Source organism: Sphingopyxis sp. LK2115 (assembly GCF_014595975.1).
Lineage (GTDB): Bacteria > Pseudomonadota > Alphaproteobacteria > Sphingomonadales > Sphingomonadaceae > Sphingopyxis.
This window is the reverse complement of the sequence record NZ_JABWGQ010000027.1, coordinates 1-14,414: the sequence shown is the minus strand read 5'-3', so window position 1 is coordinate 14,414 and position 14,414 is coordinate 1. Positions and strand designations below refer to the sequence as shown.

Genomic DNA, 14,414 nt, shown 5'->3' with positions numbered 1-14,414 from the left:
GTCCTTACGCAACGCGATGCAGCGCGCAGAGCTTGTTGCCCGACGGGTCGCGCAGATAGGCCAGATAGAGCTGGCCGAAGCCGCCTTCGCGGATGCCCGGCGGGTCTTCGATCGACGTGCCGCCATTTTCGACCCCTGCCTTGTGCCAGGCATCGGCCTGTTCGGGCGTGTCCATCGCGAAACCGACGGTGCAGCCATTGCCAGCGGTCGCCGGCTTGCCGTCGATCGGTGCGGTCACCAGGAACAATCCGCCCTTGTGCATATAGATCAGCCGCCCCTTGTCATCGACGATTCCCGGCTTGCCGCCGATCGCCTGAAAGGTCGCGTCATAGAATTTCTTCGAGGCCTCAAGATCGTTCGATCCGACCATATTGTGGCTGTACATGCTTCCGCTCCTGCTGATTTTGGTTGCGAATCGCTACCTATCGTCCCTTTGCGACTAACGAAAGACCACAGTCTTGCGTCCGTCGATCAAGACCCGCTGTTCGGCGACCCAGCGCACCGCTTTCGCAAGCACCTGCGCCTCGACATCGCGGCCGATGCGGATGAGGTCGTCGACGCTGTCGCGGTGATCGACGCGTTCGACCGCCTGTTCGATGATCGGCCCTTCGTCGAGATCGCTCGTCACGAAATGCGCGGTCGCGCCGATCAGCTTGACGCCGCGTTCGTGCGCGCGGTGATAGGGCCTGGCGCCCTTGAACCCCGGCAGGAAGCTGTGGTGAATGTTGATGCAGCGCCCGGCGAGCTTCGTTGCCAAATCCTCCGACAGCACCTGCATATAGCGCGCAAGCACCAGATATTCCGCTCCGCCGCGCGCCATGACGTCGAGGATCGCCGCCTCCTGGTCGGCGCGGTTTGCGTCGCTGACGGGCAGATAGTGAAAGGGCACGCCGTGCCATTCGGTCAAGCGGCGAAGATGTTCGTGGTTCGACACCACGCCAACGATGTCGATCGCGAGATTGCCCGTCGACCAGCGGTGGAGCAGATCGTTGAGGCAATGGCTGCCCTGCGACACCGCGATCACGAACCGCGGCTTGGCGCTGCAATCGCTGATCCGCGCATCCATCTGAAAGCGGTGGGCGACAGGTGCAAAGGCGTCCTGCACCCCGGCCAGGTCGCCCGGAAAGCGTGGCCCCGCGCCGCGAAACGCGACGCGCATGAAGAAGCGCCCCGAATCGAGGTCGGCATATTGCTGGCTGTCGAGGATGAAGCCGTCGCGCTCCGCGAGCAGTCCGGTGACGGCGGCGACAATGCCCACCGCGTCGGCGCAGCTGAAGGTCAGGACATAAGGCCCGGTCACATTCTTGTCCCCATCATTCGGCAATTCCGCGCACCCTTGCAAAGGCGGGGGTCCATCATCCGCCCGTGCCAATCGGCACCGTCCGGAGTTGGGTGCCCGCCTTCGCGGGGACACACCAGCCCATGGCCGCTTCGCTGCACGCGCTTCAATAAACCACCACGCTGCGGATGCTTTCCCCCGCGTGCATCAGGTCGAATCCCTTGTTGATCTCTTCCAGACCCATGACGTGGGTGATCATCGGGTCGATCTCGATCTTGCCCGTCATATACATATCGACGATCTTCGGGACGTCGGTGCGACCCTTGGCGCCGCCGAAAGCGGTGCCGCGCCAGTTACGCCCGGTGACGAGCTGGAACGGGCGCGTCGCAATCTCCTTGCCCGCCTCGGCCACGCCAATGATGATCGACGTGCCCCAGCCGCGGTGGCAGGCTTCGAGCGCGATGCGCATGACTTCGGTATTGCCCGTCGCGTCGAACGTATAGTCCGCGCCGCCGTCGGTCATCGTAACGATCGCCGCGACGACATCCTCGCGACTCATCCCCTTGGAGTTCAGGAAATCGGTCATGCCGAACTTGCGGCCCCAATCCTCGCGCGCCGGATTGATGTCGACGCCGATGATCTGGTTCGCGCCGGCAAGGCGCGCGCCCTGGATCACGTTGAGCCCGATACCGCCAAGGCCAAAGACCACGACATTGTCGCCGACCTGCACTTTTGCCGTGTTGATGACCGCGCCCACCCCGGTGGTCACGCCGCAGCCGATGTAACAGCTCGACTGGAAGGGCGCGTCCTCGCGAATCTTCGCGACCGCGATCTCCGGCAGCACGGTGAAGTTGGAGAAGGTCGAGCAGCCCATATAGTGAAAGATCGGCTGACCCTTGTACGAAAAGCGCGTCGTGCCGTCGGGCATCAGCCCCTTGCCCTGCGTCGCACGGATCGCGGTGCAGAGGTTGGTCTTGCCCGACAGGCAGCTTTTGCACTGGCGGCATTCGGGGGTGTAGAGCGGGATCACATGATCGCCCGGCTTCACGCTGGTGACGCCCGCGCCGACTTCGCGCACCACGCCCGCGCCTTCATGCCCCAGCACGCTCGGAAAGATGCCCTCGCTGTCGAAACCGTCGAGCGTGTAAGCATCGGTGTGGCAGATGCCCGTCGCCATGATCTCGACCAGCACCTCGCCCGCCTTCGGGCCTTCCAGATCGAGCTCGACGATTTCGAGCGGCTTCTTCGCTTCGAACGCAACGGCGGCGCGGGTCTTCATGGGCGGTCTCCTTCTCGGCGCTCCCAATCAGGCAAATGGATCGGCAATGCAAGCATGTGATCCTCCCCGAAACAGCCGGATGAGGGAGGGCCGGCGGTCAGCAAACATCGATGCGCTCGGCCGGCGCTGCCCGCCATGCCATCAGCATCCGACCGGGCCGCTGGCCCGGCCGCCCCGTCGACACAAAGCCGACGCGGCGCAGCAACGCGCGCGAGCGCTCGTTGTCGGGGTGGCATTCGGCAACGATCGAACAGTCGGGCCGCGCCGCACCGAGCGCCGCGACCACCGCGCGCACCGCTTCGGTCGCGATGCCCTTCCCCCGCGCCCGCGCCCCGAACCAGTAACCGATCTCATATTCATGGCGTGCGCGTCGGTGCACGCCGACGACGCCATAAAGCTCGATCCCGTGCCTGTCGCGCACCGCATGGAACACGTCCCCGCCGCCCGACCGCGCGATGAGCGCGCGCGCGTCGGCCTCGGTGAAGGGGGCGGGCAAAAAATGGACGCGCGACGTCACCGTCTCGTCCGTGATCGCGGTCAGAGCGCGCGCATCGTCGGCGGTGAGCGGCGCGATGCGGCAATGGTCGGTCGACAGGGAAAGCAGCGTATCGGTCATGTCGCGTCTTCTCTTCAAAAGCGCGCGCCGCGACCGAAAGTGGGTTTGGTGATGTGATGACAACCATTCGCCATTCCGGACACGGCGGCGATGGTCACAGGTGATGCCATGCCGCTCCTATGTAAAGGAGCGCCAATACGCCTTGAAACGGGTGAATCGGTCGTTGGTCATCGCGGGCGATTTATCAGCCGTCCGTCACGCGATCAAGCGCGCGGTGCATGACCAGCGCGTCGACAAAGCCGTGCGCCGGATGCGCGAAGGCACCCGGCAATCGCCCGACGATCTTGAACCCCAGCGACTGCCAAAGGCGTATCGCGCGATCATTGGTTGCGACGACGAAGTTGAATTGCATCGCACGGAAACCGCGATCGCGCGCTTCGGCCAGGCTATGCTCGGCCATCGCCCGCGCGACCCCGCGTCCCGTGGCCGATGCCGCGGTCATATAGCCGCAATTCGCGACATGCGCGCCGCCGCCTGCCTGATTGGCGCGCAGATAATAGGTGCCCAGGATCGCACCGTCGGCTTCGGCGACGAACACCACCTTGCCGGGCCCGAACCAGTATGCCAGCGCCTCTGACTTGGTCATGTCGCGATCAAGCGCGTAGGTTTCGCCCGCACGGATCGTCGGGCCGATGATCGCCCAGATCGCGGGGGCATCGGCGGGCGTTGCGGAACGTATCTGCATTTGCCGGCCCCTATCAATTGACAGAGCGATTTCACGTATTATGTAAAGTTACATGAAACGCGACAGCCGACTTTCGGGCGTGCTCCACGTCCTCCTCCATATGGCCGAGCAGCGCGATCCGATGACGTCGGATCAGTTGGCGCAGGCGATGCAGACCCATCCCGTCGTCATCCGCCGCATCCTCGGCGGTCTGCGCGATGCGGGGTTCGTCCGGTCCGAAAAAGGCCATGGCGGCGGCTGGACGATCCAGCGCGCGCTTGGCGATATCACGATGCGCGACATCTATGATGCGATCGGCCGTCCCGCGCTGATGGCGATGGGCCATCGCACCGACGCGCCGGGATGCGTGGTCGAACAGGCGGTCAACGCCGCGCTCGACACCAGCTTTCGCGAGGCGGAGGCATTGCTGCTCGATCGGTTCGCGCAGGTGACGCTGGCCGAACTCGCCGCCGACTTCCACGCCCGCATGGCGGCGCGCGCGATCACCACCCGGCAGGAGTATCGCCATGGCTGAAGGCGCCCGGCATTTCCTCGATCATTTCAACGATGCCGATGCGATTGCGCGTTACGCCGACGGGCCGCGGCGCTTCGTTCCCGGCCTGGATGCGCTCCACCGGATGACGGGACTGCTGCTTGCCGAACGCGTGCCCGATAACGCGCGCATTCTGGTGCTCGGAGCCGGCGGCGGGCTCGAACTCAAGGCGATGGCCGACGCCTATCCCGGCTGGACCTTCACCGGAGTCGATCCCGCAGCCGTGATGCTGCGCCTTGCCGCGCAAACGCTCGGCGCCAACGCCCATCGCGCCGAACTGATCGAAGGTTATATCGATGACGCGCCTCCTGGTCCCTTCGACGGCGCCGTCTGCCTGCTCACCTTGCATTTTCTCGCCGCCGACGAACGCATCCGCACCGCTGCCCAGATCCGCGCGCGGTTGAAAGCCGGCGCGCCGTTCGTTGCCGCGCATGGCAGCTTCCCGCAAGGCCCGGACGAACGCGACCGCTGGCTCGATCGCTATGCGTCCTATGCCATCGCCTCGGGCGCCGCCCCCGAACAGACCGCCACCGCCCGCGCCGCCGTCGCCACGCACGTCGCAATGCTGAGCCCGGAGGCCGACGAAGCCGCCTTGCGCGACGCGGGCTTTACCGGCGTCGAGCAATTTTATGCGGCCTTCACCTGGCGCGGCTGGGTGGGATATGCGTAGCGACGGGTTGCGACCATAAGGCGCGCATTGCGCTCCACCCGACCAGCAACATCACCCCGCAAACGGCGCCACCACTTCCGCAGTCACGCGCAGCGGCCGCCCGCTTGCCTTGTCGAGCAGCGCCCACACCGTCCGTGCCCGCACATGCACCTTGCCGTCGGCGCCGGTGAACTCCATGAAACGGTCGAACTTCGCGCCCTGCGGCTTGTCGGCGACCCAGGTGCGCGCAGTTACCGTTTCGCCGGGACCAAGCGCGCGCAGATAGTCGATTTCGTGCCGGACGACGACCCAGACATAGGCGTCCTTGTGCGCCTGCGGCGCCGCCGCATCCCAATGGCCCGTCGCGACCTGCTGGATCCACTGGACCCAGACCGCATTGTTGACATGGCCAAGCTCGTCGATGCTGTCGGGGGTCGCGGTAAGGGAGACGGTGAAGGATTTCATCGCGGTCATATCCTCTGCGCCCTTCGCTGAAAGAGGGGCGAATACCGTCTAGGCCAGCTCCACCGTCGTCACCATATAGCCCGCATCGCGCAGCGCCGCGACGAGGCTGTCGAGATGTTCGCGATCGCGCGCTTCGCATTCGATGTCAGTGATCAGCCCCTTGGCGGGCAGCGTCGTGAAGATGCGCTGGTGATAGATTTCGATGATGTTGACCTGTTTCTCGTCGAACAGTTTCATCACCTTGAACAGAGCGCCGGGGCGGTCCTGCAAGCGGATGCGCAGCCGCGCGATGCGGCCCGAACGCGCAAGGTCGCGCAGCAGCACGTTGGCGAGCAGCCGCGTGTCGATATTTCCGCCGGTCAGCACCAGCCCGACCTTGCGGCCCGCAAACTCTTCCGGATGCGCGAGCATCGCGGCGAGACCGGCCGCGCCCGCACCCTCGACGACCGTCTTTTCAATCTGGAGCAGCAGGCTCACCGCGCGTTCCAGATGCCGCTCGGCAACCAGCACGATGTCGTCGTTGAGTTCGGCGACGAGTTTGCGCGTATAGGCTCCCGGCTCCTTCACCGCGATGCCCTCGGCCAGCGTGTCGCCCTCGCACGCCATGTCGACGCCGTTGAGTTCGGCGTACATCGAAGGATAAAGTTCGGCCTGCACGCCGACAAGGCGCATGTCGTTCTTGATGCCGCGCGCCGCGGTGCCCATGCCGGCAAGCAGCCCGCCACCGCCTATCGGCACGATGAGCGTATCAAGATCGGGCACGTCGTCGAGCATTTCGAGCGCCACCGTCCCCTGCCCCGCCGCGACATGCGGATGGTCGAAGGGATGCACGAAGGTAAGGCCGCGCTCCTTTTCCAGCTCGCGCGCATGGGCATAGGCGTCGTCGAACTTCTCGCCATGCAGCACGATCGTCGCGCCATGGCCCGCGGTCTGCGACACCTTTACCTGCGGCGTCGTGCTCGGCATCACGATGGTGACAGGCACGCCGAGGCGCTTGCCATGATAGGCAAGGCCCTGCGCGTGGTTGCCCGCCGATGCCGCGATCACGCCGCGCGCGCGCGCATCGTCGTCGAGCAGCAGCAGCGCGTTCAATGCGCCGCGTTCCTTATACGCCGCGGTGAATTGCAGATTCTCGAACTTCAACCACACCTCGGCGCCGACCAGCTCCGAAAGCGTCTGCGATTTCAGCGTCGGCGTCCGCACCACCGCGCCGTTAATTCGTTCCGCCGCCGCGCGCACATCGTCCAATGTGATCGCCGGCAAATCGGCGGCGGAGGTCAGGGTAAGGTGATCGGTCATAGCGTTGCGGCCCTAACGGCAAGGGCAGCGAAGGGAAAGGCCTTCTTGCGTCCACCGCTTCAGGGGAGGGGCCTGATTGCGATGCTCGCTCTGGCACCCCACCAAAACAATGCTATGGACCCGGCATGAGCGAACAGAAATTGCGCATCAGCTTCATCGGCACCGGCGTCATGGGCGGCCCGATGGCAGGGCATCTTGCGAAAGCGGGCCACCAGCTCACCGTTTATAACCGCACGCGCGCCAAGGCCGATGCGTGGGTGGCGCAACATGGCGGCACCGCGGCATCGACCCCCGCCGATGCCGCGCAGGACGCCGATGTCGTGCTGACCTGCGTTGGCAATGACGATGATCTGGCGCAGGTCACGCTTGGCCGTGACGGCGCGTTCCGGGCGATGCGCAAGGGCGCGCTGTTCATCGACCACACCACGGTTTCCGCCCGCATCGCGCGGCAACTGTCGGTCGAGGCCGAAAGCCTCGGCCTGCTCTGCCTCGATGCGCCCGTGTCGGGCGGCGAAGCGGGGGCGCAAAATGGCACGCTGTCGATCATGTGCGGGGGCAGCAAGGCGGCGTTCGCTGCGGCCGAGCCGGTGATGCAGGCCTATGCCGCGCGCATGGTCCACATCGGCGGCCCCGGCGCGGGGCAGACGACCAAGATGGTCAACCAGATCGCGATCGCGGGCGTGCTTCAGGGCCTGTCCGAAGCGCTGCGTTTCGCGCAGGCGTCAAGGCTCGACACCGACAAGGTGTTCGAGGCGGTGTCGGGCGGCGCGGCGGCGAGCTGGCAGATGCTCAACCGCTGGGCCACGATGGCGAAAGGCGAGTTCGACTTTGGCTTCGCGGTCGACTGGATGCGCAAGGATCTGGGCCTTGCGATCGACGAAGCGCGCGTCAACGGCGCGACCTTGCCCGTCGCCAGCCTCGTCGACCAATTCTACGCCGATGTCCAGAAAGCGGGCGGCGGGCGCAAGGACACGAGCTCGCTCGTGACGCGGTTGCCGAAATGAAGCGGCTGTTGCTCACGGCGCCAGCGCTCGCCCTTGCCGCCCCCGCGCACGCCGACACGCTGATCGACAATGTCAACGGCATCACGCTCGACAAGCAGGGCAAACTCGTCCGCTTCACCGGTCTCGTGATCGATCGCGAAGGCAAGGTGAAACAGCTGCTCGATCGCAAGGACAAGCGCCCCGAACGCCCCGATTTCAAGGAGGATGGCAAGGGCCGCACGCTGATCCCCGGCCTGATCGACGCGCACGGGCATGTCATGGGGCTGGGCTTCCAGCTGATGCTGCTCGATCTCAGCGACACGAACAGCCTGGCCGAAGCGCAGGCCGCGATCCGCCGCTATGCCGCGGAAAATCCCGAAATGCCGTGGATCATCGGGCGCGGCTGGAACCAGGAAAAGTGGGGCCTCGGCCGTTTCCCCACCGCCGCCGACCTCGACGCTGCGGTGTCGAACCGTCCCGTCTGGCTGGAGCGCGTGGACGGCCATGCGGGCTGGGCCAACAGCGCCGCGATGGCGGCGGCGAAAGTGACGGCGGCGAGCAAGTCGCCCGAAGGCGGACGCATCGAAATGGCAGCCGGCAAGCCGTCGGGCGTATTCGTCGATGCCGCGATGAGCCTGATCGACAGCGCCAAGCCCAAGCCGCTTGCGCGCGACCTCGACCGCGCGCTCTATCTGGCGCAGCAGAAATTGCTCGAACAGGGGATCACCGCGATCGCCGACATGGGCACGACCATTCAGGACTGGCAGGCGTTTCGCCGCGCGGGCGACAAGAAACAGCTTGCGGTGCGCATCATTTCCTACGGCGCCGACATCGACAATATGGCGATCATCGCCGGGTCCGAACCGACGCCATGGCTTTATGACGACCGCCTGCGCATGGTCGGGGTAAAGCTCTATCTCGACGGCGCGCTGGGTTCGCGCGGCGCGTGGCTGAAGGCGCCTTATGCCGACGCGCCGGGGCAGAAAGGGCTGCCCCTCCTCACCCCGGCGCAGCTTCGCAACAAGATGGTGCGCGCGTCGATGGACAAGTTCCAGGTCGCGATCCACGCGATCGGCGACGCCGCCAATGCCGAAGCGCTCGCCGCCATCGCCGATCTCGACGCCGACCTGGCCACCGACGTTCCGGGCGAGCGCCGCTGGCGCATCGAACATGCGCAGGTGATCGACCCCGCCGACATGGGGCGCTTCGCCAGCCTGAAAGTCGTCGCCTCGATGCAGCCGGTGCATCAGACGAGCGACCGGCTGATGGCCGAAGCGCGGCTCGGCCCCGACCGGCTGGCGGGCGCCTATGCGTGGCGCAGCCTCGAAAAGGCGGGCGTGCGCCTTGCCTTCGGCTCCGACGTGCCCGTCGAAAGCGCCAATCCATTCGCGGGCCTCGCCGCCGCCATCTCGCGCACCGATGCCAAGGGCGAACCCTTCGGCGGCTGGCGGCCACAGGAATCGGTCGGCCGCGAAACCGCGCTCGACGGCTTCACGCGCACGGCGGCCTTCGCGGGATTTGCCGAGGACCGCATCGGCACGCTGATGCCCGGAATGCGCGCCGATTTCCTGATCGTCGACGCCGACCCGCTGCTGGCCAGCCCCGACGAGATTCGCCGCATGGCGCCGCTCGAAACCTGGATCGGCGGCTATCGCTATTACAAGCAACAGGAAGGCGCGACGATTGGCCGCTGACACGCCCTCGCGCCGCGCGCTGCTGACCGGCCTTGCCGCGTTGCCCGTCGCGGCAAGCGCGGCGGCTGCCGAGCGCAAGCAACGCCGATCGAAAAGGCGCAAGCCGCCGCGACCAAAGATCCAGCATGTCGACGTCGCGATCATCGGCGCGGGCGTCTTTGGCGCGTGGACCGCGTGGCACCTTGTCCGCGCCGGAAAGAGCGTGCGCCTGTTCGACGCCTATGGCGCGGGCAATGCGCGCTCCTCATCGGGCGGCGCCAGCCGCGTGATCCGCATGGGATATGGCGCGGACAGTATTTATTCGGATCTGGCGCGCGAATCGCTGCCCTATTGGAAAGCGCTGTCCGACACCGCGAGCGCGCCGATCTTTTACAACACCGGCGTGCTCTGGTTTGCGCCGGCGGGCGAGGCCTATACGGCGCAGTCGCTGGCTTGGCTCCAGGCGAATCGCGTCGGGCATGAGCATGGCGACGTAAACTGGCTCCAGAACAAATATCGCCAGATCCAATTCTATCAGGGCGAAACCGGCATCCTTGAAACCGAGGCAGGCGCGCTGATCGCCGCGCGCGGCGTGCAGGAAGTGATCGCGGATGCCCAGATCGAGGTGGAACGCGTCGTGATGCCCGCACCGCTTTTTTCAAGGCGGATCAGGCGCCACACGCTTCCCGACGGCGGCACCGCCGACCATCTGGTCTATGCCGCGGGCCCCTGGCTCGCCGAACTTTTCCCGCAGCAGTTGATGGGACGGATCGTCGCAACGCGGCAGGAGGTCTATCATTTCGGCGCGCAGCAGGGCGACACACGCTTTGCGCCGCCTGAACTGCCCGTCTGGGCCGATTTCAACAACGGCCGCATCGTCTATGGCATTCCCGATCTCGAAGGGGCGGGGTTCAAGATTGCCTTCGACACGCATGGCCCGGTGATCGACCCCGACACGATGGAACGCGATCCGACCCCCGCCGGAATCGCCGCCGCGCGCGCCTATGTCGCGCGGCGCTTTCCGGGGCTCGCGGGGGCGCCGCTGATCGGTGCACATGTGTGCCAATATGAAAACAGCGCGAATGGCGATTATCTGCTCGACCGCTTTCCGGGGCAGGAACGCGTCTGGCTCGTCGGCGCCGGATCGGGGCACGGGTTCAAGAACGGCCCCGCCGTGGGCAAACGCGTCGCCGCCCATATTCTCGACAAGGATCTGGCCATCGAACCGCGCTTCAGCTTTGCGAGCAAGGGCACGGTGGCTGGCCGGACGGTGTTCTGATGGCCAAGGCGACGCCCCGATCCGGTTCATGCCGGGGCGAAGTCGAGACCCCGGTCGTCAGCGCGCCCCTTCGCGGCACCTCCACCTCGCTCGATGCGAAGGGAATAGGGCCAGCATGAAACTCACCGACTGCCACAATATCGACGATTTCCGCGCACTCGCCTGGCGCCGCCTGCCCTGGCCGGTGTTCGACTATATCGACGGCGCCGCCGACGACGAGGTCACCCGACGCCGCAACCGCGACGCTTTCGACGCCTGCGACCTCATCCCGCGCGTGCTTGCGGGTGTCGACCGCATCGACATGAAAACGACGATCTTCGGGCGGGACATCGCGATGCCGCTTTTTCTCTCGCCGACCGCGCTGCAGCGCCTGTTCCACTGGCAGGGCGAGCGCGCGGTGCTGCGCGCCGCCGCGGACGCGGGCACCGTCGCGGGCATTTCGAGCCTCGCGACGATCGGCCTTGCCGAAGCGGGCGCGCTGACGGGCGGCCCCAAGCTGTTCCAACTCTATGTCCACAAGGACGAAGGGCTCAACCGCGCGATGCTGGAGGCGGCGCGCGCGGCGAAGTTCGACGCCGTTGCACTGACGGTCGATACGATAGTCGGCGGCAATCGCGAACGCTGCCTGCGTTCGGGCTTCACATCGCCGCCGCGCTTCACCGCGCGCAACATGCTGAGCTATGCGATCAAGCCCGGCTGGGGGCTCAACTATCTGCTTCGCGAAAAATTCAGCCTGCCCAACCTTAGCGCACATGTGGCGGAAGGATCGAGCGTCCCCAAATCGGTCGCCGACTATTTCACCTCGATGCTCGACCAGAGCCTCGACTGGCGGCGCGCTGCGACGATCCGCCGGCAATGGGACGGCCCTTTCTGCCTGAAAGGGATCGTCGCGGTCGAGGATGCAAAGCGCGCCGTCGACATCGGCGCCACCGCGATCATGGTGTCGAACCATGGCGGGCGCCAGCTCGACGGCAGCATCGCACCCTTCGACGCACTTGCCGACATTGTCGATGCGGTGGGCGACAAGGTCGAGGTGATCTGCGACGGCGGCATCACCCGCGGCACGCATGTGCTCAAAGCCTTGTCGGTCGGCGCGAAGGCGTGCTCGGGTGGGCGCCTTTATCTCTATGCGCTTGCTGCGGCGGGCGAGGCTGGCGTGAACCGCGCGATCGCGCTGCTGCGCGCCGAGATCGAACGCGGGATGAAGCTGATGGGCGCCAAATCGCTCGCCGACCTGTCGCGCGCGAATCTGCGCTGGCGCTGATCCGCGGGCGCGACCGCGAAGGACGCACGCAAAAAAGGGGGCGGCCTCCCCCGAAGCCGCCCCCCTTCGCGCGTGGTCGCAGACCCGCTAGGCGATCAGAACGAAACGCCCAGCGTAAAGACCACGGTTGGGTCGTACAGCGTGTCGACGGCGCCGATGCCTGTCTTTTTGATGTCGGTGTCGATATATTGCACCGACAGGGTGGCCGGCCCGGCGGCAAAGGAAGCGCCCACCGACCAGTCGAGATAATTGCCGTCGGCCGACGCCGCGCCCAGCGAACCGTCGGTATAGCCGAGCCCGGCGGTCAGCGTGACCGGCGTATCCGGGATGCCATAGCCAAGACCGAGGTTCAGATAGATATTGTCGTCGCTGCCGAGCGATTTCTGGTCGGGAGCATAGGCCACCATGCCCGTCACCGACACCGGGCCGATGTCGTGCGACAGCTTGCCGATGATTTCGACATAATCGCTGGGTCCGGCAAAATCCTGGTTGCCCGGATAGACATAATAGGTTGCGCCGATATCGACCGAGGTGCCCGGCGCGATTTCGGTCGCGAACCCGGCGTAGAGATCAAGCTCATATTTGCCGTAAAGCGGGCTGTCGGGAAGGGTCGATCCCCAGACACCGGCGTAAAGGCCGCTTTCGTGGCTGACGGTCAGCGTCGACTGGAGCGCGACCTTTTCGTTCGACAGCGAAATGCCGCGGAAGCGATAGTCCGACACGACCGAAACGCCGCCCGAAAGCGAGACCGGGCCGCTGGCTTCTTCTTCCTGTGCGAAAGCAGGCGTCGACAGGGTCGACGCGGCGAGCAGCATGCCGAAACACGCTTTGGTAAGAAACTTCATGGGTGATCCCCCTTTTGATACAATGGATCGTCCCAGCCTGCCGTGCGCGTCCGCGCCTCTTCAATCCGGGCTCGTGACGACGAACGCTCCGAAATTGCCGATATTGCTGCGACGCACAAACAAAAATTGCGCAGGACGACGAATCATTGGCAGAGTGTGACTTTCACGCAACATGTCGTGCGGCCCACGCTTGCCTTTGCCAAGCCGCCGCATGGCCGCTAAAGAAGCGCCTGTCTCCCCTGCAACCGAGCCTGCAACCATGAGCGATCACAATCCCGGCCTGCGCCCCTGGCGCGACATTGCGCGTCGCCAATGCCGTCAGATCATGGTCGGCAATGTTCCCGTCGGTGGCGGCGCGCCGATCACCGTGCAGACGATGACCAACACGCCGACGAGCGACCCGGTCGCGACGATCGACCAGATTCGCCGCTGCGAAGAGGCGGGCGCCGACCTGATCCGCGTCTCCTGTCCCGACACCGACAGCACGGCCGCGCTTGGCAAGATCGTCCGCGCGGCGCGGATCCCGGTCATCGCCGACATCCATTTCCACTACAAACGGGCGCTCGAAGCCGCCGATGCGGGGGCCGCCTGCCTGCGCATCAACCCCGGCAATATCGGCAGCAGTGAGCGCGTCGGCGAGGTGGTCCGCGCCGCCAAGGCGAACGGCTGCGCGATCCGCATCGGCGTCAACGCCGGCAGCCTCGAAAAAGACCTGCTCGAAAAATATGGCGAGCCTTGCCCGGAGGCGCTCGTCGAAAGCGCGCTCGACCATATCAAGCTGCTTCAGGACCATGATTTCCACGATTACAAGGTCGCGGTGAAGGCGAGCGATGTCTTCCTCGCGGTCGCCGCCTATGCGCAGCTCGCCGACGCGGTCGACTGCCCGCTCCATCTCGGCATCACCGAGGCCGGCGGGCTGATCGGCGGCACGGTCAAGAGCGCGCTCGGCATCGGCAATCTTCTCTGGGCCGGGATCGGCGACACGATCCGCGTCAGCCTGTCGGCCGAACCCGAAGAGGAAGTGCGCGTCGGCTACGAGATTCTGAAATCGCTGGGCCTCAGAACGCGCGGCGTGCGCGTCGTCTCCTGCCCCAGCTGCGCACGGCAGGGTTTCGACGTCATCCGCACCGTTCAGGCGCTGGAGGACGCGCTCGGCCACATCAAGACGCCGATGTCGCTCTCGGTCCTCGGCTGCGTCGTCAACGGCCCCGGCGAAGCGCGCGAAACCGACATCGGCATCACCGGCGGCGGCAACGGCAGGCATATGGTCTACCTGTCCGGCGTCACCGATCATCATGTCGAGGACGCCGACATGATCGCGCACATCGTCAGGCTCGTCGAAGCCAAGGCCGCCGAAATCGAGGCGGGCAACGCAGTGAGCATGGACGTTGCGCACGGCAAGGCGGCGTAGCGCGGAATGCTGAACCGGCGGCTTTGGCCTTGTTCAGGCCGCCGCGCGGCCACGCCGGCTTCCGGTCGGAACCCGCCCACCCCAGGCAACCGCAAACCATTTACATCACTGTCAGCGATCACTAATCCTCCCTCATCCTGAAGGGGGGGGGGGGG

Annotated in this window: 15 protein-coding genes; 7 read left to right on the top strand and 8 right to left on the bottom strand. The window is 65.7% G+C overall.

The window, feature by feature from the left end; translation table 11 throughout:
- Nucleotides 1–4: 4 nt before the first annotated feature.
- The 5 genes from HUW43_RS04320 to HUW43_RS04300 all read right to left on the bottom strand — a co-directional run bounded on the left by HUW43_RS04320 (nt 5) and on the right by HUW43_RS04300 (nt 3,859).
- Nucleotides 5–385, bottom strand: coding sequence for a VOC family protein (locus HUW43_RS04320; RefSeq protein WP_188236253.1), 381 nt, complete (start codon nt 383–385; stop codon nt 5–7).
- A gap of 54 nt (nt 386–439) precedes the next feature.
- Complete coding sequence (gene purU, locus HUW43_RS04315) at nt 440–1,324, bottom strand: formyltetrahydrofolate deformylase (RefSeq protein ID WP_223181279.1); 885 nt, start codon at nt 1,322–1,324, stop codon at nt 440–442.
- A gap of 121 nt (nt 1,325–1,445) precedes the next feature.
- Nucleotides 1,446–2,558 (bottom strand): S-(hydroxymethyl)glutathione dehydrogenase/class III alcohol dehydrogenase, encoded by a 1,113-nt coding sequence (locus tag HUW43_RS04310; RefSeq protein WP_188236252.1) that lies wholly within the window; start codon nt 2,556–2,558, stop codon nt 1,446–1,448.
- Between the two features lie 97 nt (nt 2,559–2,655).
- The gene (locus HUW43_RS04305; protein WP_188236251.1) at nt 2,656–3,174 is read right to left on the bottom strand and encodes a GNAT family N-acetyltransferase; all 519 of its coding nucleotides are present in this window, start codon (nt 3,172–3,174) and stop codon (nt 2,656–2,658) included.
- 184 nt (nt 3,175–3,358) lie between these two features.
- A complete protein-coding gene (locus HUW43_RS04300) occupies nt 3,359–3,859 on the bottom strand; it encodes a GNAT family N-acetyltransferase (protein WP_188236250.1) in 501 nt (166 codons plus the stop codon).
- Nucleotides 3,860–3,911: 52 nt separating this feature from the next.
- Between HUW43_RS04300 and HUW43_RS04295 the strand changes: the two genes are divergently transcribed.
- Nucleotides 3,912–4,373 (top strand): Rrf2 family transcriptional regulator, encoded by a 462-nt coding sequence (locus HUW43_RS04295; protein WP_188236249.1) that lies wholly within the window; start codon nt 3,912–3,914, stop codon nt 4,371–4,373.
- Nucleotides 4,366–5,061, top strand: a complete 696-nt coding sequence (locus HUW43_RS04290; protein ID WP_188236248.1) for a class I SAM-dependent methyltransferase — start codon at nt 4,366–4,368, stop codon at nt 5,059–5,061. Before HUW43_RS04295 ends, HUW43_RS04290 begins: the two co-directional genes overlap by 8 nt.
- A 51-nt stretch (nt 5,062–5,112) precedes the next feature.
- Here the strand turns inward: HUW43_RS04290 and HUW43_RS04285 are convergent, their stop codons facing one another.
- Both HUW43_RS04285 and HUW43_RS04280 read right to left on the bottom strand, forming a co-directional pair.
- A complete protein-coding gene (locus HUW43_RS04285) occupies nt 5,113–5,505 on the bottom strand; it encodes an acyl-CoA thioesterase (RefSeq protein ID WP_188236300.1) in 393 nt (130 codons plus the stop codon).
- Nucleotides 5,506–5,553: 48 nt separating this feature from the next.
- Complete coding sequence (locus tag HUW43_RS04280) at nt 5,554–6,804, bottom strand: threonine ammonia-lyase (protein WP_188236247.1); 1,251 nt, start codon at nt 6,802–6,804, stop codon at nt 5,554–5,556.
- A gap of 125 nt (nt 6,805–6,929) precedes the next feature.
- On the opposite strand from HUW43_RS04280, the gene HUW43_RS04275 reads away from it, so the two are divergent.
- The 4 genes from HUW43_RS04275 to HUW43_RS04260 all read left to right on the top strand — a co-directional run bounded on the left by HUW43_RS04275 (nt 6,930) and on the right by HUW43_RS04260 (nt 12,003).
- A complete protein-coding gene (locus HUW43_RS04275; RefSeq protein WP_188236246.1) occupies nt 6,930–7,808 on the top strand; it encodes an NAD(P)-dependent oxidoreductase in 879 nt (292 codons plus the stop codon).
- Nucleotides 7,805–9,481: an amidohydrolase gene (locus HUW43_RS04270; RefSeq protein ID WP_188236245.1), complete on the top strand. Its 1,677-nt coding sequence runs from the start codon at nt 7,805–7,807 to the stop codon at nt 9,479–9,481. Before HUW43_RS04275 ends, HUW43_RS04270 begins: the two co-directional genes overlap by 4 nt.
- Complete coding sequence (locus HUW43_RS04265) at nt 9,471–10,739, top strand: FAD-dependent oxidoreductase (RefSeq protein WP_188236244.1); 1,269 nt, start codon at nt 9,471–9,473, stop codon at nt 10,737–10,739. Before HUW43_RS04270 ends, HUW43_RS04265 begins: the two co-directional genes overlap by 11 nt.
- Nucleotides 10,740–10,854: 115 nt before the next feature.
- Nucleotides 10,855–12,003 (top strand): alpha-hydroxy acid oxidase, encoded by a 1,149-nt coding sequence (locus HUW43_RS04260; protein WP_188236243.1) that lies wholly within the window; start codon nt 10,855–10,857, stop codon nt 12,001–12,003.
- A gap of 95 nt (nt 12,004–12,098) precedes the next feature.
- Here HUW43_RS04260 and HUW43_RS04255 read toward each other — a convergent pair whose 3' ends face one another.
- Entirely contained in the window at nt 12,099–12,848 is a 750-nt protein-coding gene (locus tag HUW43_RS04255; RefSeq protein WP_188236242.1) for a TorF family putative porin, read from the bottom strand.
- Nucleotides 12,849–13,107: 259 nt separating this feature from the next.
- Here HUW43_RS04255 and ispG point away from each other — a divergent pair, with 259 nt between their 5' ends.
- Entirely contained in the window at nt 13,108–14,259 is a 1,152-nt protein-coding gene (ispG, locus tag HUW43_RS04250) for a flavodoxin-dependent (E)-4-hydroxy-3-methylbut-2-enyl-diphosphate synthase (RefSeq protein ID WP_188236241.1), read from the top strand.
- The last annotated feature ends 155 nt before the right edge of the window (nt 14,260–14,414 follow it).